The organism is Bowmanella dokdonensis (assembly GCF_017254865.1).
Lineage (GTDB): Bacteria > Pseudomonadota > Gammaproteobacteria > Enterobacterales > Alteromonadaceae > Bowmanella > Bowmanella dokdonensis.
This window is the reverse complement of sequence record NZ_JAFKCV010000005.1, coordinates 18,001-37,725: the sequence shown is the minus strand read 5'-3', so window position 1 is coordinate 37,725 and position 19,725 is coordinate 18,001. Positions and strand designations below refer to the sequence as shown.

At 57.2% G+C, this 19,725-nt stretch carries 21 protein-coding genes; 9 read left to right on the top strand and 12 right to left on the bottom strand.

From position 1 onward, the window contains the following. Positions 1-89 precede the first annotated feature (89 nt). Genes J0A66_RS10445 through J0A66_RS10425 form a run of 5 tightly spaced genes read left to right on the top strand, consistent with a single transcriptional unit; the run spans position 90 to position 4,217 of the window. Positions 90-1,124 carry a cupin-like domain-containing protein gene (locus J0A66_RS10445; protein WP_206573760.1) on the top strand — a complete coding sequence of 345 codons (1,035 nt, stop codon included), beginning with the start codon at positions 90-92 and terminating at the stop codon, positions 1,122-1,124. Between the two features lie 27 nt (positions 1,125-1,151). Then, entirely contained in the window at positions 1,152-2,636 is a 1,485-nt protein-coding gene (locus J0A66_RS10440; RefSeq protein ID WP_206573759.1) for a tryptophan halogenase family protein, read from the top strand. A gap of 1 nt (position 2,637) precedes the next feature. After that, complete coding sequence (locus tag J0A66_RS10435) at positions 2,638-2,952, top strand: DUF6445 family protein (protein ID WP_206573758.1); 315 nt, start codon at positions 2,638-2,640, stop codon at positions 2,950-2,952. Next, positions 2,873-3,436 carry a DUF6445 family protein gene (locus J0A66_RS10430; RefSeq protein WP_206573757.1) on the top strand — a complete coding sequence of 188 codons (564 nt, stop codon included), beginning with the start codon at positions 2,873-2,875 and terminating at the stop codon, positions 3,434-3,436. The genes J0A66_RS10435 and J0A66_RS10430 overlap by 80 nt, the downstream gene beginning before the upstream one ends. A gap of 49 nt (positions 3,437-3,485) precedes the next feature. Then, a complete protein-coding gene (locus tag J0A66_RS10425; RefSeq protein ID WP_206573756.1) occupies positions 3,486-4,217 on the top strand; it encodes a SapC family protein in 732 nt (243 codons plus the stop codon). Between the two features lie 105 nt (positions 4,218-4,322). Here J0A66_RS10425 and J0A66_RS23810 read toward each other — a convergent pair whose 3' ends face one another. The 9 genes from J0A66_RS23810 to J0A66_RS10380 all read right to left on the bottom strand — a co-directional run bounded on the left by J0A66_RS23810 (position 4,323) and on the right by J0A66_RS10380 (position 11,111). Next, entirely contained in the window at positions 4,323-4,739 is a 417-nt protein-coding gene (locus J0A66_RS23810) for a DUF5655 domain-containing protein (RefSeq protein ID WP_369127366.1), read from the bottom strand. A gap of 87 nt (positions 4,740-4,826) precedes the next feature. Further along, positions 4,827-5,213 carry a RidA family protein gene (locus tag J0A66_RS10415; RefSeq protein WP_206573754.1) on the bottom strand — a complete coding sequence of 129 codons (387 nt, stop codon included), beginning with the start codon at positions 5,211-5,213 and terminating at the stop codon, positions 4,827-4,829. Positions 5,214-5,730: 517 nt separating this feature from the next. Then, positions 5,731-6,204 carry a GNAT family N-acetyltransferase gene (locus tag J0A66_RS10410; RefSeq protein WP_206573753.1) on the bottom strand — a complete coding sequence of 158 codons (474 nt, stop codon included), beginning with the start codon at positions 6,202-6,204 and terminating at the stop codon, positions 5,731-5,733. A gap of 67 nt (positions 6,205-6,271) precedes the next feature. After that, positions 6,272-7,024 (bottom strand): GNAT family N-acetyltransferase, encoded by a 753-nt coding sequence (locus J0A66_RS23700; protein ID WP_206573752.1) that lies wholly within the window; start codon positions 7,022-7,024, stop codon positions 6,272-6,274. Further along, on the bottom strand, positions 7,021-7,473 hold the full coding sequence (locus J0A66_RS10400; protein WP_206573751.1) for a DMT family transporter: 453 nt from the start codon (positions 7,471-7,473) through the stop codon (positions 7,021-7,023). The genes J0A66_RS23700 and J0A66_RS10400 overlap by 4 nt, the downstream gene beginning before the upstream one ends. Further along, positions 7,455-8,090, bottom strand: a complete 636-nt coding sequence (locus J0A66_RS10395) for an NAD(P)H-dependent oxidoreductase (RefSeq protein ID WP_206573750.1) — start codon at positions 8,088-8,090, stop codon at positions 7,455-7,457. Before J0A66_RS10395 ends, J0A66_RS10400 begins: the two co-directional genes overlap by 19 nt. 65 nt (positions 8,091-8,155) lie before the next feature. Next, complete coding sequence (locus tag J0A66_RS10390) at positions 8,156-8,770, bottom strand: Crp/Fnr family transcriptional regulator (RefSeq protein ID WP_206573749.1); 615 nt, start codon at positions 8,768-8,770, stop codon at positions 8,156-8,158. Positions 8,771-9,080: 310 nt separating this feature from the next. Further along, positions 9,081-10,067 carry a cyclase family protein gene (locus J0A66_RS10385; RefSeq protein WP_206573748.1) on the bottom strand — a complete coding sequence of 329 codons (987 nt, stop codon included), beginning with the start codon at positions 10,065-10,067 and terminating at the stop codon, positions 9,081-9,083. Between the two features lie 96 nt (positions 10,068-10,163). Next, positions 10,164-11,111 (bottom strand): LysR family transcriptional regulator, encoded by a 948-nt coding sequence (locus J0A66_RS10380; protein WP_206573747.1) that lies wholly within the window; start codon positions 11,109-11,111, stop codon positions 10,164-10,166. A gap of 95 nt (positions 11,112-11,206) precedes the next feature. Here J0A66_RS10380 and J0A66_RS10375 point away from each other — a divergent pair, with 95 nt between their 5' ends. Together J0A66_RS10375 and J0A66_RS10370 are read left to right on the top strand one after the other, a co-directional pair. After that, complete coding sequence (locus J0A66_RS10375; RefSeq protein WP_206573746.1) at positions 11,207-12,133, top strand: DMT family transporter; 927 nt, start codon at positions 11,207-11,209, stop codon at positions 12,131-12,133. Positions 12,134-12,190: 57 nt separating this feature from the next. Further along, positions 12,191-12,664, top strand: coding sequence for an SgcJ/EcaC family oxidoreductase (locus J0A66_RS10370; RefSeq protein WP_206573745.1), 474 nt, complete (start codon positions 12,191-12,193; stop codon positions 12,662-12,664). Between the two features lie 44 nt (positions 12,665-12,708). Here J0A66_RS10370 and J0A66_RS10365 read toward each other — a convergent pair whose 3' ends face one another. Next, the gene (locus J0A66_RS10365) at positions 12,709-13,107 is read right to left on the bottom strand and encodes a hypothetical protein (protein ID WP_206573744.1); all 399 of its coding nucleotides are present in this window, start codon (positions 13,105-13,107) and stop codon (positions 12,709-12,711) included. 327 nt (positions 13,108-13,434) lie between these two features. On the opposite strand from J0A66_RS10365, the gene J0A66_RS10360 reads away from it, so the two are divergent. After that, on the top strand, positions 13,435-13,734 hold the full coding sequence (locus J0A66_RS10360) for a GxxExxY protein (RefSeq protein ID WP_338143880.1): 300 nt from the start codon (positions 13,435-13,437) through the stop codon (positions 13,732-13,734). 45 nt (positions 13,735-13,779) lie between these two features. Here the strand turns inward: J0A66_RS10360 and J0A66_RS10355 are convergent, their stop codons facing one another. Next, the gene (locus J0A66_RS10355) at positions 13,780-15,705 is read right to left on the bottom strand and encodes a sialate O-acetylesterase (RefSeq protein WP_206573743.1); all 1,926 of its coding nucleotides are present in this window, start codon (positions 15,703-15,705) and stop codon (positions 13,780-13,782) included. Between the two features lie 192 nt (positions 15,706-15,897). On the opposite strand from J0A66_RS10355, the gene manD reads away from it, so the two are divergent. After that, positions 15,898-17,106, top strand: a complete 1,209-nt coding sequence (gene manD, locus J0A66_RS10350) for a D-mannonate dehydratase ManD (RefSeq protein WP_206573742.1) — start codon at positions 15,898-15,900, stop codon at positions 17,104-17,106. Positions 17,107-17,124: 18 nt separating this feature from the next. On the opposite strand, the gene J0A66_RS10345 is transcribed toward manD, so the two are convergent. Next, a complete protein-coding gene (locus J0A66_RS10345; protein ID WP_206573741.1) occupies positions 17,125-19,716 on the bottom strand; it encodes a glycoside hydrolase family 3 protein in 2,592 nt (863 codons plus the stop codon). Positions 19,717-19,725 lie beyond the last annotated feature (9 nt).

The window sequence follows — 19,725 nt, the reverse complement described above, 5'->3', positions numbered from 1 at the left end:
ATAAACGGTAGTTGGCCGGTAAATTTTCCCATGGGCAAGTCACCGGTGCATGCTATGGTTAAGCTGGTTTTGGCAGGTAAAGACGTTTTATGTTGAGCATCCACAACAGGACCCGGGTGATTGAAGATTGCCAGCCCGGCAGCATCCCCGACAATGTGCTGAATTCACCGGTGCCATTGGTGCTTAAGGGGCTGGTCCGGCACTGGAAACTGGTGGATCTGGGCAGGCAGTCCAGCGAGGCGGCGGTGGACTACCTGAAATCCCACTACAACGGCAAACCGTCCCAGGTCTACTTTGGTGAGCCCGGTCTTAACGGCCGGTATTTTTACGATAAAGAGGTTACCCGGCTTAATTACGAAACCCGCAAGGCGCAGATCGATGAAGTGCTGGATCTAATCCTTGCGGCCAGACAGGAACAGCATCCGCCCTCCTACTATATCGCCTCCAACCTGATCCATACCCACTTTCCCGCCTTGCGTGAAGAAAACGACCTGCACCTGCCACGGCCCGATCCGGGTTACCCGGTGGAGGCCAACCGGGTCAGCATCTGGATTGGCAACAAGACCCTGGCCTGCGCCCATTATGACGCATCAAGCAATCTGGCCTGCTGTGTGGTGGGCAACCGACGCTTCAGCCTGTTTCCCCCCGAGCAGATTGCCAATCTCTATCCCGGCCCCCTGGAGCCCACTCCGGGCGGCCAGGCTATCAGCATGGTGGATTTCAGTAACCCGGACCTGGACAGGTTCCCCGATTTCCCCAAAGCGGTCGAAGCCGGCCAGATAGCCGAACTGGAGCCAGGGGATGCGCTGTTTCTGCCCAGCATGTGGTGGCATCAGGTGGAAGGTCTGAATGACTTCAATATCCTGATTAACTACTGGTGGAGCGAAGCGCCGGCCTATACGGGATCCGGCATGAACGTGCTGTACCACGCCCTGCTCTGCCTGAGGGATAAGCCTGAGCATGAAAAACGCGCCTGGCGCGAAGTGCTGGACTACTACGTATTCGGCGATGCAGACCGGGCCGGCCGGCATCTGCCGGAGCAGGCCCGGGGCTTTCTGGGTGAACTGGATGACATCAAAGCGCGCCAGTTACGCGCCATGCTGCTCAGCCGGCTGAACCGTTAGCAGCAGGATAAAAGGCGAACATACCCTATGCAGACAGACAGAGTGAAGAAAGTGGTCATCGCCGGCGGCGGCACAGCGGGCTGGGTAGCGGCAGCAGCCCTGTCCAAGCGCCTGGCCGGACGCATCGAGGTGGTGCTGGTGGAGTCCGAGGAAATCGGCACTGTGGGGGTGGGCGAGTCCACCATTCCGCCGGTGCAGTTGTTCCATAATCTGCTGGGCATCGACGAACAGGCCTTCATGCGGGCCACCGACGCTACCTTTAAGCTGGGTATCTCTTTTGAAAACTGGGGGCGGATAGGGGATCGCTATATCCACCCCTTCGGCACCACCGGTAAGGGCAGCTTCCTGGCCGACTTCCAGCACTATTACCTGCATGGTCTGCAACTGGGTATCGAGGCGCCTTTCGGTGATTACTGTTACGAATTGCAGGCCGCCAGGGCCCATAAGTTCGGCAAGTCGTCCAGCTCCACCATCAGTTATGCCTATCACCTGGATGCCGGCCGCTACGCCCGCTTCCTGCGCCAGTTCAGCGAAGCCCAGGGGGCCATGCGCATCGAAGGCAAGATTGCCCGGGTTGAGCAGCACGCCGACGGCAATCTCAGCGCCCTGGTGCTGGAGTCCGGCCAGCGGATAGAAGGAGACCTGTTTATCGACTGCACGGGTTTCAGGGCGCTGTTGATTGAGCAGACCCTTAAAACCGGCTTCGAGGACTGGGGACACTGGCTGCCCTGTAACTCCGCGGCGGTGGTGCAGACCGAAGCGGCCGATTCCCTGCCGCCCTATACCCGCGCCATGGCCCATGATGCGGGCTGGCAATGGCGTATTCCGCTGCAGCACCGGGTGGGCAACGGCCTGGTCTATGCCGGGGATTATCTGAGCGATGAGCAGGCGAAGGCGCGACTGGTGGCCAACCTGGAGACCCCGCCGGTGACCGAACCGCGGGTGCTGCGCTACCAGACCGGCCGGCGCAAACAGTTCTGGAATAAAAATTGTGTGGCCCTGGGCCTGTCCAGCGGCTTTGTGGAGCCGCTGGAGTCCACCAGTATCTACCTGTTTATGAGCGGCGTGATCCGGCTGCTCAGGCTCTTCCCGTTCAACGGCGTGTCCCAGGCCAGGATCGATGAATACAACCAGCAGTCCATCGTCGAACTGGAGAAGATCCGCGACTTTATCATCTTGCACTACCACCAGACTGAACGGGATGACAGCGAGTTCTGGCGCTACTGCCGCACTATGCCCATCCCCGACACCCTGGCCCATCGTATGGAGCTGTTCCGCGAAGGGGCCCATGCCTTCCAGACCGGCGACGAGCTGTTCCGCCTGGAGTCCTGGACCCATGTCATGCTGGGCCAGAGGCTGATGCCGACAGGTTACCATGAGATTGTCGCCACCCTCAGCGAGCAGGAACTGGCCCGGCATATGGGGAGTATCCGCCAGACCATCGCACGGGTAGTGGAAAGGTTGCCCGCCCATCAGGATTTTATCCGCCAGTACTGCCAGGCAGAGGGCTGACATGGCTGCGCAGACTCTGCATGCCCATCCGGAGATACAGATCAGGCGGCTGCGCTTTGGCAACGAGCAGGCGCCTCTGTTGGTGGTGGATAATTTTGTCGATGAGCCCCAGTGGCTTGTGGAGCAGGCGGGCCTGAGCCGCTTTACTCAGAATTCTCCCTACTACCCCGGGGTACGGGCGCCGGCGCCGGCGGCCTATCGCAGCATGCTGCTGGACAGTCTGCAGGATGAGCTGATTGACTTTTTTGCCTTGCCGGCCCGGCAACTGGGCTTCTCGGTGTGCCATTTTTCCGCTGCTGGACAGTCTGCAGGATGAGCTGATTGACTTTTTTGCCTTGCCGGCCCGGCAACTGGGCTTCTCGGTGTGCCATTTTTCCATCGTTACCACGGCGCCACAGCAGCTTAAATTGCTGCAGCGCATCCCCCATTTCGACACACCAGACAAAGACGCTCTGGCCGCGGTGCATTACCTGTTTAAAGGGCCGCAGGGCGGCACGGCATTTTACCGGCACCGGCAGACCGGCTTTGAGACTATTGATGAGTCCCGGGCGGTGGATTATTTCCGCTCCCTGGAGCGTGAAAATGACGGACCCAATATACCAAGCCCGGAGCAGGGCTATATCAACGGCGACACCCCCCTGTTTGAACAGACAGCCCACCAGGAGGGGCTATTCAACCGGCTCATCGTCTATCGGCGTCATTCCCTGCACTCTGGGGCCATTGCGCCTGATGCCGTATTGTCTGCCGACCCGATGCAGGGGCGGCTGACCATCAGCAGCTTTATCGACTGCCTTGCCTGAGCGGCGCAGCAAGGACAGGGCAGATCACAGTCACTAGCAAGGAGTACCTATGGCCAGGCCTGAACTACTGAACAACGTCACTCATCAGAACCTGCGGGTCCTGACCCGCCACGCCGCCGAATTCGGTCACCAGGTTGGCCTGACTCTGACTTTTCCCGCGGAGTATGCGGATATCCAGCGTCACTATCCCATTTTGTTTCGCAAAAGCCCCGAGCAGGGTCAGTTTCAAAGCGTTGCCCTGCTGGGCTTCCAGGCGGAGGAGAATCTGTTTCTGGCTACTGACCTGCCCGGTGGCTGGCGGACAGACTATGTGCCGGCCATGATCGCCCGTGGCCCTTTTATGATTGGCTTTCAAAACCAGGTGATCGAAGGCGAGGAGCAACAGGTGCCGGTGATCCACCTGGATTGCGACGACCCGAGAGTCAACGAAACCCAGGGCCAACCGCTGTTTCTGCCTCACGGCGGCAACAGCCCGTACCTGGAGCACATCGGCCAGTTGCTCAGCCGCATCCGAGACGGCATCAGCCAGGATCAGAAGATGCTGGCGGTGTTCGACAGGCTCGGCCTGCTGGAGCCGGTCAATATCGAAATCGAGCTGCACAACGACACCAAAGTGCAACTCAAAGGCTACTACAGCATCAGCCAGGACAAACTCAACGCCGTGCAAGGCGACGAACTGGTCAGACTCAACCGCTCGGGCTACCTGTGCGCCGCCTACCTGGCGCTGACCTCATTGGGTAATATCAGCAGAATGGCGACACTGAGGAATCAGCAGGGATAGGGTTGGGAGCCGCTACTTACACAGCGCATCCCCCGTTAAAAGGTGAGAGTCAGGACAAGTAGCGTGAAAATACGGCGTAGTTTACGGACCCGGCACCTGTAATTGTTAGGAGCTTGACTGTTCGGATACGGAAAACTCATATGCCTCCTTTATATAGGGCTCTAGTTTTTTGAGCTCACGAAGATTTGCAATTTTAGCCACATGGGTAACTTGTTTGCCATCGTCAACGATCTTTATAAAGATTGGGTTGTCGACAGTGCGTCCAATATGAACAGCGACACGAACCACGTCTTTCATGATGGAGAGATCGACAAATATCCGGGAGCTTCGGAAAAGCACATATCTGTCTCTCGCAACAGTTTCGACTTTGCCCAGCTTACTAGTGAACTCTTCAATGGCCCGGTAAACCTCGACGACGGACTGTGGTCTATCCCGTATTACGTCATCCCGATCTCCGGTACCACAGGCGTGCCTCTGGTTCTTACGCGTAAACTCTCTTTTGCATTTTGGGCATTGCCACATTTTTTTAAATTCCTAAGAGCTTATGAACGCTGGGCGCATAAGTGAGCGTTACAGAGCTGAGTCAATAACCTCTGTGTGATGCGTTTATTATACCTGTTCCAAGACACAATCGACTTCCGTCTCTACGAGCCAATCCGGGGTAATGAAGCGACTCACTTCAACAAAGGTGCATGCGGGCTTTATTTGAGAAAATAGCTCACCATGCGCTTTGGCTGCCTCCTCCCAACGAGATATATCAGTAAGCATGATACGAGTTCTGATTATATCAGTCGGGCGTCCACCAGCTTCCTCAATAGCTTGGATAGATAAATCCAAGCAATACTTTGTCTGCCCGTATACGTCTCCGATGCATGTGGTTTCACCATTCTTTATGGGGGCCGTCCCAGAGACAGAAATCATGTTCGCAACTCTGCATGCCCTGGAAAATCCAATTGGTTCTTCCAGAGGAGAGCCTGAACTTACCAGTTTTCTCATTTGCTCCTCCTAAAGGTGCAGCTTCCCAAGCTGGGATTTTTCGATTCATAAGGTATTTATTCAAAGACCATGCGCTGATCATGTGGCCATTACCCATTAAGGTTGGTTCCCCTGCATCTTTCCTAGCTTTGGGTGGTGTTTTCACTTCCTCGAATAAACATCCGTGAAGTCACACTTTCAAGCGTTAAGAAAAACATAAAAACCTCGAATGCTATCCAACACTCCAGTGCGGCTTCCTTTACATATAACAGCTTAGTGGAATTCGATATAACTCCAAACCGCCTGTTCTTAAATAGAGTCACTGTACCCGGTTTTCTCTCACTGTCACAGGCACTTACCTATAGTTTGATGAGGTAGAACCAATATTCTTGTCGTTGAACGCGAGCCAATGTGTTTAATGGGGCTAACCAACAAGTTACTCACTATTTGGACAGTCTGTGGGATAGGGACCTCAAAGTGATTTCATTGTGACAAAGGCCTGGGTTTTCCCGTTCAGGACCACCGGTAACCTGGAACGTCATTCCAGGGTGACCAGCTTCATTTCAATCAGGGAAGGCTGAAAACCAAACTTCTCATAGGCCCGCACTGCGGCGGCATTGTCAGCATACACATCGAGATAGAAGTGGCGGATCCCCCGGGACTGTCCCCAGTCCACCAGGTCCTGCACAACTATTTTGTTCAGTCCAAGCCCCCGGTATTTCTGTGCGACATACATAAAGCCCAGGTAGCCGTGCTTATCATGGGTTAAGGAGGACTTTGAGTCCCGTACCTGCATGTAGCCTGTGGCGACAATGGTCCCGGACAGTTCTGCCACTATCATCCTGGTACTCTGGTCCGAGATCAGCCTGTGAATATCGTAGTAGTGGACCCCTGTTTCTTTCAGATCCGCATTAAAGGGGCGCTCTGCCTCCACCACCTTTTGTTCCAGTGCCAGCAGGGCGTCATAGTCTTCAGGCTGTGCTTCCCTTACAATCAATCCGTCCAATTTCATTACTACTCCAGGGTATACATGGGTGCCTTGAATTAGAGCATAAGAGTGAGCTTACGCAATACAGGCCTCACGCCAGTTCAGTATTTTTTGGCGAATAGTTTCTTACCACTCCCTGACGGCTGAAGCCCAGTTGCTCATACAGTCCCAACCCTTTGCTGGATGCCTGCAGTGTCATCCATTGCGCCCGGCACTCCCCCGCTATGGCCAACAATTGGTGCATCATGGCACGGGCCACTCCCTGGCCTTGTGCTGCCTGGGCCACGCCCAACTGGTGTAGTCCGGCAACTTGGCCGGTAGTAAACAGTATTGCAGTCCCCACAGCTTCGTTGTCTTTTTCAGCCAGCAGCAATAGCAGATCGGCTTGCCTTGCCAGGTGTTGTATAACCTGGATATCAATCTCATAGGCAAAAGCCTGCTCGCAGATCTGCCACCAGGCGTACAGTTGTGAAGGGGTTTGTACGCTGTTGAGCCTAATCCCCTTCGGGTTTTGCTGCCTGGGGGTTTGCGGCTGGTCCTGCAGGCCCTGGTACATCAGTATTTGCTCGCTGGAGACAGGCGGCATCTGCTGTTGCCAGGGGAGGGTAACCTCATTCTGTGACCAGAACGGCACGCGGGTTCTGGCATGCAGGTGGGGTTGCGCCTCTACAAGGTCTCTTATTGTCAAAGCCGTTTTGCCTGACTCGGGCCAGAGCTTGTACGGCCAACTCAGAGACTGCAGCCAGCCCTCTCCCTTAATGCTGAGAGCCTCACAGCCCATTCGCTGCCACAGGGCGGTCTGGTTGGAGATGTTGGCCTTCCACAGAGAAGTCGGATGATTCACGTCTGCCTCCAGTTGATCAAGAGTATACCGGCCAGCAGCGCGGCGATGCCGAGCAGCTTCAGGGCGTCGACTGACCTGACCGGCAGACCGAACCAACCATAGTGGCTGGCCAGCATCGCCACCAGTATTTGTCCGGTCAGGGCGAAGGACATCATTGGACCCACACCCATTTTGGGGATCAGGTAATAAAACAGTCCCACCCCCAGGGCGCTGAGCGCCCCACCGAACCAAAGGTACGGGGGCACGGCCAGCCATTCGTCGCCTCTGGGAAACGGCCGCTGGCTCAACAACAGCGCCAACAGGGTAACCAGCATACTGCCGGCAAACGCAATGGCGGTAGCCAGTGTCGAGTTGCGCAGCAACACCCCAAGCTGGGCATTCATGCTGGCCTGGGCGGCAATGGCCGCCCAGGCCAGCAGCGCCAGAATGCCTAGAAGGTTAACGGCCATGCTACCAGGCTGGAGAGGGGTAGACGCACTTTGGCCTGTTGTGCAGACCTATCTTCGGTATGCCGGTAACCCAGGGCGCACACAAACGAAGTGGTCAGATGCATGTCCGCCAGACCCAGCGCCTCGTCATAGCGCAATTTGTCGATGCCGCTCATGGGACAACTGTCAATGCGCATCAGGGCGGCGCTGGTCAGCAGGGTGCCCAGGGCAATATAGGCCTGTTCATGGGCCCATTGGTGTTGCTTATCCAGGCTCATGGCGCCCAGGGCCGACTTCATATGGGTGGCATAACCCTGGTGCTGGTCGACTCTCTGTTCCCGGATATCCGCCAGGCGCTGAATATATTCGTCCACCTGTTGGTCTACGGGCAGGGTGGAGGCGGCAAACACCAACAGGTGCGAGCAGTCCCTAATCTTGGTTTGACCAAAGGAATACGGCAGCAGTTTCTCCCGTTCCTGTCGTGAGGCTATCACCAGTATGCGATAGGGTTGCAGCCCATAAGATGACGCGCTCAGGCGGGTGGCTTCCAACAGTTGCCTGATCTGCTCGTCGTCCAGACGTTGCTCAGAAAAGGCCCTGGCGGCGTACCGCCAGTTCAGTGCTTCCAGTAATGACATGCGTAGGGCTCCAATCAATGATGGGTAATATCAAAGAGCTTACGCAGGGACTTCGCCGGGCTCATTTACATAGGTTGAGAATGGCGGTTTTTTCTGATCCGGCTCAACTGCGTGGGCGTGATGCCCAGATGGGAGGCAATATGGTACTGGGGCAACCTGTCGGCCAGCTTGCCGTGTTCCTGCAAAAAACGTTCATAGCGGCTGGTAGCGTCATCCTGCACCAGGGCGATTTCCCGCTTTTCCCTGAATTTCAGCCAGTGCGTCTCCAGATACTGGATCTGAAACAGGGCCAGATCATGATGTAGGGTCAGCAGCTCACGGAACCCGGCAAAATCAATCTCCAGTAAGATGCAGTCCTCCAGCGCCTGCGCCGCCAGGCTGGACGCTTTGCCCTCCAGCAACGCGGTCATGCTGCCGGGAAACCTGCCTTCGGCAAAAAAATTCTTATTGTATTCCCAGCCCTGTTCGGCCAGCGCGTAGACGCGCATCAGCCCCTGGTAGACAAAACCGAAGCAATCGGGCCGCTCGCCGGCTTTAAGCCAGTGTTCGCCTTTTTGTAGCTGACGAAGACGGCAGATCGCTTGCATATCCCGCCAGGTTGCATCAGACAAGGGCGAATAGGCTTGCATACGGAGGTGCAGCGCCTTCAGGGCCATCTGCAGCAGGTCGTTATTCACCATCCTGACCGACCTCACAATGTATCCAGATAACTTTTTGCATCCAAACCGCAGGGTGTCTTGCCCTTTCAGGTCGTCCTGTGACGGGCAAATGGTTGCTATTCAGATTGCAGACTGTACCGGAGAAAGGTCGTTCAGACTACCTGCGGTCTTTGCCGATCATGGGGTAAGCACTACTTAAGCGCGTTGTTTGTTGCACAGGCCTGCTGGAACGCAACCAACAGCGCAAACCCAGGCAAAGTGCCGCCATCGGAGTAGCCAATAACGGCATGCGGGACCCGGACACAGCGTCGCACTGTGTCCGGAATAGGCGTTACCGGATAGGAATGGCAACCGGTCGCATTGGCGCGGCATCGGCACCCCGGAGTTTGAGGGAGCCCCCGATAAAGGCGAACTGGTAGATCTTGTCACTGGCCAGCTCCTCCAGATTGACCAGTTCCATTATTGGCACGCCGTGCTGGGCCAGAAGGTAGGTGTGCACGGGAATGTAGTTGCCCTGCACCTGGGAAGGAAAGGCTTCCAGGCTGAGGTTGTCACCGCCGATGACCATCGCGCCGTTTTCAACCAGGTACTGTGCGCCGCTCATGGCCAGGCCGGGCGGATCCTGCAGGTAGCTGTCAGTGTGGCCGTACTGCTGCATTCTGCCGGTACGAATCAATACTATGTCCCCTTCGGCCAGGGTCAGTTGCTGTTGCTTGAGCGCATGGATGATTTCTTTTTTTCCGATGCGAAAATTCGGCGGCAATACCTCGACGCCCTGGGCGGCGGGTACATCAATCAGGACCCCGCGGGCGACCAGCGGTGGGATGGTTTCTGCGCCGGTTTTGTTCCAGCCGCGATCCCCCAGATGCTTGTCGGCCGCAAAGCCGTTATAGATCTCGCCATTCAGGCCGAAGTGGTTCAGCGCGTCAATATGGGTGCCGGTATGGGCATACATGGAAATAGCTGAGCCGGAGTAACTGACATGCTGGTTCATCTCTTTGCCGACGTTCAGCGGATCATCGTTGATGGTGCCCTGCGGCGTGTGGGTCATCCAGAAGGTATAACGGGGATCGCCGGCAGGGAACCAACCCGGCATGCCCATGTAGTATTCAACGGACAAGTCATACACCTGACCGCCGGAGATACGTGACAAAACGGCGGCGCGGCTTTTATCCGTCATCAGGTTGAGTCTTCCCAGTTCATCCTGTGGCCCCCAGGGACTTTTCCCCACCTGGGCGGATTGGGCAAAGGTCGGTTGTGACAGCGGGCCGAGCAGGGTTAACAGGGTGGCGGTGTAAATCAGTTTGCTAATACGCATCATCTTATTCCTTGGCTTTACTGAAGATGCGTACAGGCTATTGTCTTCTTATTATCTGATAAACAGGCATATTGGTGACTGTTTGTTCGCAAATATCTAATAATTTGGTTTGCTCTGAAAACCATCCCAGTAGGGTTTGCCCTCCAGGCGATGGGCCATAAAGTCGATAAAGGCCCTGACTTTGGGGGCCAGGTATTCGCGCTGGGGAAAAACCAGATAAATTGAGAGTTCCGGCAGGCTGTAAGCGCTCAGCAATTGGACCAACCGGCCCGCCTCGATATCGCCGCCCACCGCAAAGGTCGGCATTCTGGCGATACCGGCGCCGGCCAGAATGGCCTCCCGTATCGCCAGACTGTTGTTCATCTGGATGGGACCGTCCACAGCAATACGCTTGGGCTGACCCTGGGCAGCGGTAAATTCCCACTCCCTTGAAGACTGCTGATACTGATAGGCAATGATCTTATGCCTGGGCAGGTCTTCCGGCTCTTTGGGCATGCCGTGCTGTTGCACGTAGTCCGGCGAGGCAACCAGCACATGTCGGCAGGGTGCAATTCGTCTGGCGATCAGGTTGCCTTCCAGTTGCCGGGTGATCCTCACCGTCAGGTCAAAACCTTCTTTGATCATATCTATTTGCCGGTCTTCAAAACGCAAATCTATCTGCACTTCGGGATATTCCGTCAGGAATTCCTGCAGGGCCGGTGCGATATGCAGAGCGCCAAAAGAAAGGGGAGCGTTGATCCTGATGGTACCCCTGGGCTTGCCCTGCAAAAAAGAGACGGCCTCTTCTGCACTCTCAATGGCTTCGAGGCCTTGGCTCGCGCCCTGGTAAAAGGTCCTGCCCACTTCGGTCAATGTCAGCCTGCGGGTGGTCCGGGTAAGCAGTTTGGCGCCAAGTCTGTCTTCCAGCCGGCTGATGTACTTGCTGACCACAGATTTTGAGGTATTGAGTTGTTCAGCGGCTGCCGTAAAGGAGCCTGCCTGCACTACACAGATAAAGGCCGCGACATCACTGAGTCCAGAATAGTAATTGGTATTGGTCAACATACAGAAACAATGAGTTATCTTTATGGATGTTTATCCATTCTATGTCATGCAATAGGCTTTTCAAACAGGTTGATTACCACTCCAAGGAGATTGAAATGCCTACTCAGGAAATGTTCAGACAACAAGCGAATCGTACCAGGCTGATCGCTTTTACTACCTTACTGGCCTGCGGCGCCCTGCTGGCCCTGTCGACCAATATGGCCAAGGTCAGTAATACCCTGGGCTTTGCCCAGTTCCCCTATCTGACCTGGTCCCTGGCCGGGGCCACCCTGATGCTCGGGCTGTTGTCTTTAGCGAAGAGGCAGCCCCTGCCACTGAAAAGGCCTGCCCTGGTTTACTATTTTGTGGCGGCGTTTTTGTCGGTGGCCGGTTCCAATTTTATCTTCTTCAGTGCGGTGTCAAAGGTGGGGGTGAGCTTTGTGGCCCTGACCCTCTCGCTACCACCACTGCTGACTTATCTGGGTGCCCTGATGCTGGGTATGGAGTCATTTAATCGTTGGCGCGCTGCCGGGGTGGCCTTTGCCCTGGCCGGCGCCGGCGTACTGGTAATGGCCAAGTGGTCTTCGGCAACGGATGACCGGCTTTGGATCCTGCTCACCTTGCTGGGGCCGGTGCTGTTGGCCGCGGGCAACCTCTATCGCAGCAGTCACTGGCCTAAGGGGGCCAAGGCGGAGTCCCTGGCACCGGGCATGCTGATGGCCGCGACCCTGATCCTGGCGCTGGCCGGTTCAGCGGGACCCCAGGGTATTATGCTGACCGATCTGGATGGCGCCAAAACCGGCCTGCTGGTGCTGCAAGCTCTGGTCTTCGCCACCCAGTTCAAGCTGCTGTTTATCCTGCAAAAAGCCGGCGGACCCGTATTCCTGAGCCTCATTGGTGCCGTCAGTGCTGCATTTGGTATTCCGGTATCGGTTGCCCTGCTGGGTGAGCCGCTGCTGCCGGCCATCATCCCCGCAGCCATCTTTATGCTGGTGGCCATTGTCTGCATGCTGCATGGGCAGAAACAGGTACAGGCCGTTTAAGAAAAGGGCAGAACCATAAACCGCTTTATCCTCGAATTGATCAACCAGGGAGTTACCATGACTAAGACCAACCAGACAGCCATCGCCACCGGATCGCATCGCAAACGGGATATCGCCATGATTGAGCAAACCGTGGCCAGACTGGACAAAGCCCAGCGCGACAGGGACCCGGATGGGTTTATGGCACTGCTGACCCCTCAGGCAGTCTGGGTGACGGCACTGGGTAAGCGCATGACCGGCTGGGATGAAATCAACCGCTTCACCCAACAGGTGCTCACCCCGGCGCTGGGCGATGAGTACGCCAGCTATACCGTCGAGCATATCAGCTTCCTGGGTGACCAGGTGGCTGCGGTGAACGTCAGGCAACGGCCGGTCAATGCTGACAATCAGCCTCTGCCGGGGGCCAAAGAGGGGCGTCCCCTGTATGTGATGACCAGATCAGCAGGACAGTGGCAAATCGCAGTGGGTCAGAACACCCGCTTTGAAGCCCAGGCCATAGAAGACCAGCACGCCAGTCTGGCACACAGGTAATCAAGCCCATCCGGGCCTCCTGTCAGAAGGCCCGGCAAGCCGGTTCATTCGACCCGGCGCCATACCTCGTACTCCACCCGGGTTTCCCCTTCCCAGCGGGAGTTATACCAAAAGTCCCCCTCCACTTTGCTGTCAAATACAAACTCGGCGCCCTGGCTTTGGCCGAATGAATTGTACTTGAGCACTTCTTTGTACTTACCCTTGCTGAGTTCATAAGTTCCTGAGCCGGATGCCCAGAATTTATCGCCCCTGACAGAGGTAAAGCTGAAATGCGTGGCAGACAGGACCTTCAGGGAGTGAAAATCAACGGCGTTGTAGTTGATCAGTTGCCCCTGTTCATTGACGTATTCTCCTGACTCCAGCTCCCAGGCCCCGGTAAGTTCCGTCGCAAAAGAAGCTCTCGCGAGGGAAAGCAACGCCATCAGTATGATTACCTTTTTCACCTTTTGTCCTTTGTGACACCCTGTATTAAGGGCAGCCACTTTATCCGGTTTAGGCGCTGGCCGACAACTGCGAGGTTTTTTGTATGGTGAAGAGTCGGGTTTCAGCAGCCTGCTGCCGGCCCGTTTTAGAATTGACCCGTAGCGGTTTACTTACCACGAAGGACACGAAGAGCACGAAGGGGAAAGAGAGCAGAACGCTGAATTGCAGTTACAGTTGAAATATTTCACTATGAACAGCACTGGAAGACATTCAGGATGGAATTCGATGATCTTTCAAGACGGGTGATCGGTTGTGCCATTGAGGTCCACCGGTAACTGGGTCCAGGATTGTTGGAATCGGCCTACGAGCAATGCCTGGCGCACGAACTGGACCTGAATGGCATTGCATTCAAGCTGCAGCAACCACAACCCGTTGAATACAAAGGCTTCTGTTTGGACTGTGGCTACCGGGTTGATATCGTTGTCGAGAATACTCTTATCCTTGAGTTAAAGAGCGTCGAACATCTTAAAGGCATCCACGAGGCGCAATTATTGACATATATGAAACTGGCTGGCATCCCGACTGGTTTACTGATCAATTTCAACGTTACACAGCTTAAAGCAGGGATCAGGCGCTTCGTTCTCTGACCCCTTCGTGCTCTTCGTGTCCTTCGTGGTGAATATTGTTCCCACTCAGCGCTTAGTCACCTTCGCCTCAAAGGGTCCCGCCGGCAGGCCTGCGCCGTTATACAACACCGCATCCGGGTTGTCCGCCCAGCCATAACGTACCTGCACCGGCGCTTCAATCTCAGGATGTGACAATACAATGCGATTGCCCTGCTGCTCTACCCCGGCCCAGCGGAACTGCCCGTCTTCACCGGCGATAGCAAAAGCCTGGTCATGGGGGGATTTGAGCACCAGCTCCCCGGCAAGCGGGTCGAAAGCCAGCACCAGCGAATCGTCCTTTGCCTGTACTGATTGCAACTGCGGCCCCTGATACACCACCTCTTCACCCAGGGCCAGGGCCCGGGCCGCCAGGGCCAGGCGCTCGCCTACGGCTTGCTTGTTCACCGGGTGAATGTCATTCCATTCCCCTACATCGATAGTTATCGCCATGGCGGTATTGGGTTCGGACAGGCTCTGGGTCTGCGCCTCACGCAATCTGGCCCAGTTGCTGTCGATGGGCTGGGGTTGTTTCTCCATAAAGTTGGCCAGTTGCACAAAGAGGAAGGGAAACCGCCCCTGGCCCCATTTATCCCGCCAATCACGGATCATGGTGGTGAACTTGGCCCGGTAGTCCTGCCAGCGGCCGGTGTTGGATTCGCCCTGATACCAGATCACCCCTTTGATGGGGAGACGGGTCAGGGGGGCGGTCAGACCGTTGTATAACCCCAACGGCTTCCAGCGAATAAAGGTATCTCCCGGCAACGCCGGGGCCAGGGCGCCTGATTTCACCTTCCACTGGCCGGTCAGATCTGTTTTCTGCTGTTCGTTGCCTATCCAGTAGGGCTTGTCGAAGAAAAAGCCGTGCCTGCCGCTGTTGCCAATCACCCTGATCGTAATCTGATTGTCCCCGGCTTTAAGCAGGCCGTCGGGGATAGGATAACGGCGCGGCGGATACTGGTAAGTGGTATGGCCGACGCGGACGCCGTTGATATAGGTTTCATCGGCGTCGACAATTCGGCCCAGGCGCAGGATATCGGCCTGTTGTGCCTGCTGGGCGCTCAGGTGCACCCTCTTGCGGAACCACCAGACGCCATTAAGGGCTTCGCCGTCGGGGCCGTCGGCAAAACCGGGCACCTGAAAACCTTGCCAGTCGCTGTCGTCCAGGTCCGGCGCATACCAGGGCTTGGGTCCGGTTAACCCGGCATCGTTGCGGTTAAGATCCCCGTACCATTTGTCGTTTTTGGCTCTGTCCGCCTCAATGATCGAGCCCACCAGTTCGTCGTTCTTGAAGCGTTCGGCTTCAGCCAGGGCGTCGGGAAACGTCTGCAGGGCCTCTTCACTCATCCAGGCTTCCACCGGCGAGCCGCCCAGAGCGTTGTTCAGGATGCCGATGGGCACCCCGTTTTGTCTGAACAAACTGCGGGCAAAGTAAAAGGCCACCGCCGAAAAGTCCGCCACTGTCTGCGGCGACGCGGCCACCCACCGGCCGGATTCAAAATCGGCCTGGGGCGCCTGGAAGTGATATTTCTGCGGTACCTTAAACTGGCGGATCAGGGGGAAATCGGCTGTTGCCAGATCCTCTGGATAGGCCTCGGCCACCCTGGCCATGGGCAGCTCCATATTGGACTGCCCGGAGGCCACCCACACATCGCCGAAATAGACGTCTTGGAGTGCCAGCTCGTTATGGCCGCTCAACTCGATTCGATGTGGACCACCGGCGGGCTGGGCCGGCAGCGTCAGGGACCATTTTCCCCCTGAGCTGCCGGCTTTACCCACAAGCTTGCCGTCCAGCTTTACCCGCACGACTTCATCAGAATCTGCCCATCCCCACAGGACAATAGCCTGGTCCCGCTGCAGCACCATGCCGTCACTGATCAGGCGGGGAAGCCGAATATCGGCAGCCGCCAGCGGGCAGAACCACAGGATGATAAGTAAAAGACGACTGACAGTCATAACAACCCCATTTGTTGGTAACACCAACAGACTACCACCGGCAGCCATTTGGCCAACCGATCTGCCAGGAATGGCTAGGGTTATGGCAAAAATCGTAATACAGATTCCATAATTCTGTTATGCGTAAACTGAATTGCAGCGCCCCATCCGGATGCTAGCCTGATACTTTTCACCTCTGTCGGGTATCAATCCATGAAGATCACCGCCGCGCGCGTCATTGTCTGCAGCCCCGGGCGCAATTTTGTCACCCTGAAGATTGAGACGGATCAGGGGCTGTATGGCATAGGCGATGCCACCCTCAATGGCCGTGAGCTGGCCGTGGCCAGTTACCTGACCGACCATATGATCCCCTGCCTGATTGGCCGCGATGCCAGCCAGATTGAGGATATCTGGCAGTACTTCTACCGCGGCGCCTACTGGCGAAGGGGACCTGTGGGCATGACCGCCCTGGCGGCGGTGGATATGGCCTTGTGGGATATCAAGGCCAAGGCGGCCGGTATGCCCCTGTACCAGATACTGGGCGGGCGCAGTCGCGACAGGGTGCTGGTCTACGGCCATGCTAACGGCAATGACATAGCCGGGACCATCGAAGCGGTGGCGAAATACCGGGAACTGGGCTATCAGGCCATCCGCGCCCAGTCCGGGGTGCCGGGCCTGGCCTCCACCTACGGGGTGTCGAAGGATACCCTGTTCTACGAGCCGGCCGATGCGGGCCTGCCCAGTGAAAACCTCTGGTCAACCAGCAAATATCTGAACCATGTGCCTAAGCTGTTTGCCGAGCTCAGGGATCAATTTGGTGACGAGGTGCACCTGCTGCATGACGTGCATCATCGGCTGACGCCCATCGAGGCGGCGCGCCTGGGCAAAGAGCTGGAGCCCTATAAGCTGTTCTGGATGGAAGATGCGGTGACTGCCGAGTTGCAGGAAGGCTTTCGTCTTATCCGCCAGCATACTACCACGCCACTGGCGGTGGGTGAGGTGTTCTCCTCCATCCATGACTGCCAGCAGCTGATCAGCGAACAATTGATTGACTATATCCGTACCACCTTGGTCCATGGGGGCGGGATCACTCATCTACGGCGTATCGCCGCCCTGGCCGAGCTGTACCATGTACGCACAGGCTTCCACGGGGCCACCGATTTGTCTCCCGTCACCATGGGCACGGCGCTGCATTTTGACACCTGGGTGCCCAACTTCGGCATCCAGGAATATATGCGCCACACCGAACAGACCGATGAGGTCTTTCCCCATGATTATCGCTTTGAACAGGGGTTCCTGTATTGCGGTGAAGCGCCGGGACACGGTGTAGAGATAGACGAGAAGCTGGCAGCCCGTTATCCCTACCAGCGCGCCTACCTGCCGGTTAACCGGCTGGAAGACGGCACCCTGTTTAACTGGTAACTGGCCGGTTCGCCCGGCTTATTCTCCGCACTGCCCCTGACCTTCGCTGTTGGCCAGGCGGATACTGGCCAGTTGCAGGGTCAGTCCGGCTGACCCCTGGATAACCAGCGGACGGTTGACCCGGCTCATGTCCATTCCGGTGAAACAGCGCAGCGGCACCTTCAGAGTCTGCCAGCCGCTGTCCTGCCTGCCGGCAAAGTATTCCGTGAAATCCAGCTTGGTACCACAATCCGCCCCGCAGGCCATGCCCAGCAGAACCGGCGTGCCGGCCCCTTCAACCAGTCGGTATTCCATCTCCAGCGCCATATCCCCTTCAGCGAGGCGTGCCAGATCCACGCCAAGGTCTTCGCCGTGGGCAAGGGCCAGGGTGGCGTTTTGTTTGAAACTGACCAGTACGGAGTCTTCCTGCTGGCGGCGATCAGTGGCCTGGGCGACCAGGGCCCCGTTGCTCGATTCCTGCAAGGCATCCTGCACCAGGGTTATCCGGCCATCATCAATCAGCTGCAACTGCCAGGGTCTGACGGCCTTGCCCGCATAAAGATATCGGCTGGTATTGAGCACCTGTTCCGGCGCCAGGCCGGAGGTTTCGCTCAGCGGCGGCACACTGATCTTGTCCTCATAGCTCAGGCCATAGCCATAGGCAAACAAGGGAGAATAGTCGGCATCGTCCAGGTTCAGCGGTTCGCCGGTGGCATCATCAGGCCAGGAAAACGACAGCCTGCCCTGAAAATCATGCCGTATGCTGCCGTCCGGGGCGCGGATCAGCAAATCGGCAATGGCGCCACCCTCAGTGCCGGGCAGAAAGGCCGCCACAAAGGCATCGGATTGGTTCAGCTCCGGGTTGACCCATAAAGGCCGGCCGGACAGAAACACCGACACAGTAGGAATACCCTGAGCGCGCAGTTCGGTCAGGATTTGCAGGGCCCGGTTGTCATCGAATGCCAGGTGGGGGCGATCACCGATAAACTCCGCATAGGGCTCTTCACCGAAGACCACTACGGCCACATCCGGTTTCCGGCGGTACTGGCCGTTGTCATTCAGCTCAACGCTGCCGCCGCCGGCCTCTATTGCCTGCTTGATACCGGCATAGATGGATTCGCCATTGGGAAAATCGCTGTTGGCGTTGCCCGTGCCCTGCCAGCTCAGGGTCCAGCCTCCGGCTTGCTTGCCGATATTGTCGGCGCCGTCGCCGGCCACCAGTACCCGGCTATTAGCCGCCAGGGGCAGCACATTGTTGTTATTCTTCAGCAGTACCAGGGATTTGCGCGCCGCCTCGCGGGCGACCGTTCTGTGCCTGGGCTCGCCAAGCAGCTCCCAGCGCCCGGCCAGGGGTCGCTCGGAGGGGCGGACCTGCTCAAACAGGCCCATCTCCATTTTGATCCGCAGGATACGGGAGACCGCCTGATCCAGTCTTTGCTGGCTGATCCGGCCGTCCTGCACCTGGGCCAGGGTGTTATGGTAGAGGGCCTGCCAGCTATCCGGGGCCATAAACATATCCAGCCCGGCATTAAAGGCCGCGGCGCAATCGGTGGGGGTGCAGCCCTGTACCTGGCCATGGCCGTTCCAGTCCCCCACGGTAAAGCCGTTAAAGCCCATGCGGCCCACCAGCACCTGGTTGAGCATGGGTTCAAAGCCGTGCATCTTGTCCCCGTGCCAGCTGTTGTAGGAGGCCATCACCGCCCTTGCGCCGGCTGCAATGGCGGCATAATAGGGCTTGCCGTGAATATCCCGCAGCCCGGCTTCACTGTCCTGGTTGTCCCCCTGATCCTTGCCAAGCTGCGTGCCGCCGTCGCCAAGGAAATGCTTGACCGTGGCCAGCATATGCTCGCCATGTAAAAAGCCGTCGCTGCCGGGTACGCCCTGGATCCCCATCAGGATTTGCGGGGCGTAGTCTGCCACCAGCGCCGGATTCTCACTGTAGGATTCATAGGTGCGGCCCCAGCGATCGTCACGGGCCACGGCGATGGTGGGGGCAAAAGTCCAGTCCAGGCCGGTGACCTGCATCTCGGTGGCGGTGATGCGGCCGATGTCACGCAGCAAGGAGGGGTCATGCATGGCGCCCAGGCCAATATTGTGGGGGAAAATAGTCGCCCCTTTGACGTTGCTGTGCCCATGTACCGCATCGGTGCCCCAGAAAACCGGAATAAAGGGCCGTCCGTCGCTGGTATCGGTGGAGGCGACCCAGAATTGGTCAGCCAGATCCAGCCAGGCACCGGCGCCGGCCCGGTTGTTGCGCCCGGGGGCCGAGTTGCCGCCGTTCAGCACACTGCCAAGATAGTATTCCCGCACCTGCTGGGGGGTTACCGATGCAATGTCGGCCTGGATAATCTGGCCGACTTTCTGCTGGGGCGTCATCTGCGCCAGCAGTGCGTCGATACGTTGTTCGATGGCATCATCCCTGGCGATGGGAGACGGCTGTCTGGGCCAGTTTTCAGGCTGGATCGCCGGCTTGTCAGCCAGAGGCAAGGCCACCTCGCCCGGAGTCGGAGCAGGGGTCGGCTGACTGCAGCCGGCCAGAGCCAGCGCACAGCTTATAACCAACCAACCCGCCGGAAGTCGCCTGACTAGCTGGTGATCCGCCGTTGTACACAGTGGTTGAATACGTTTCATGCTGCCTCA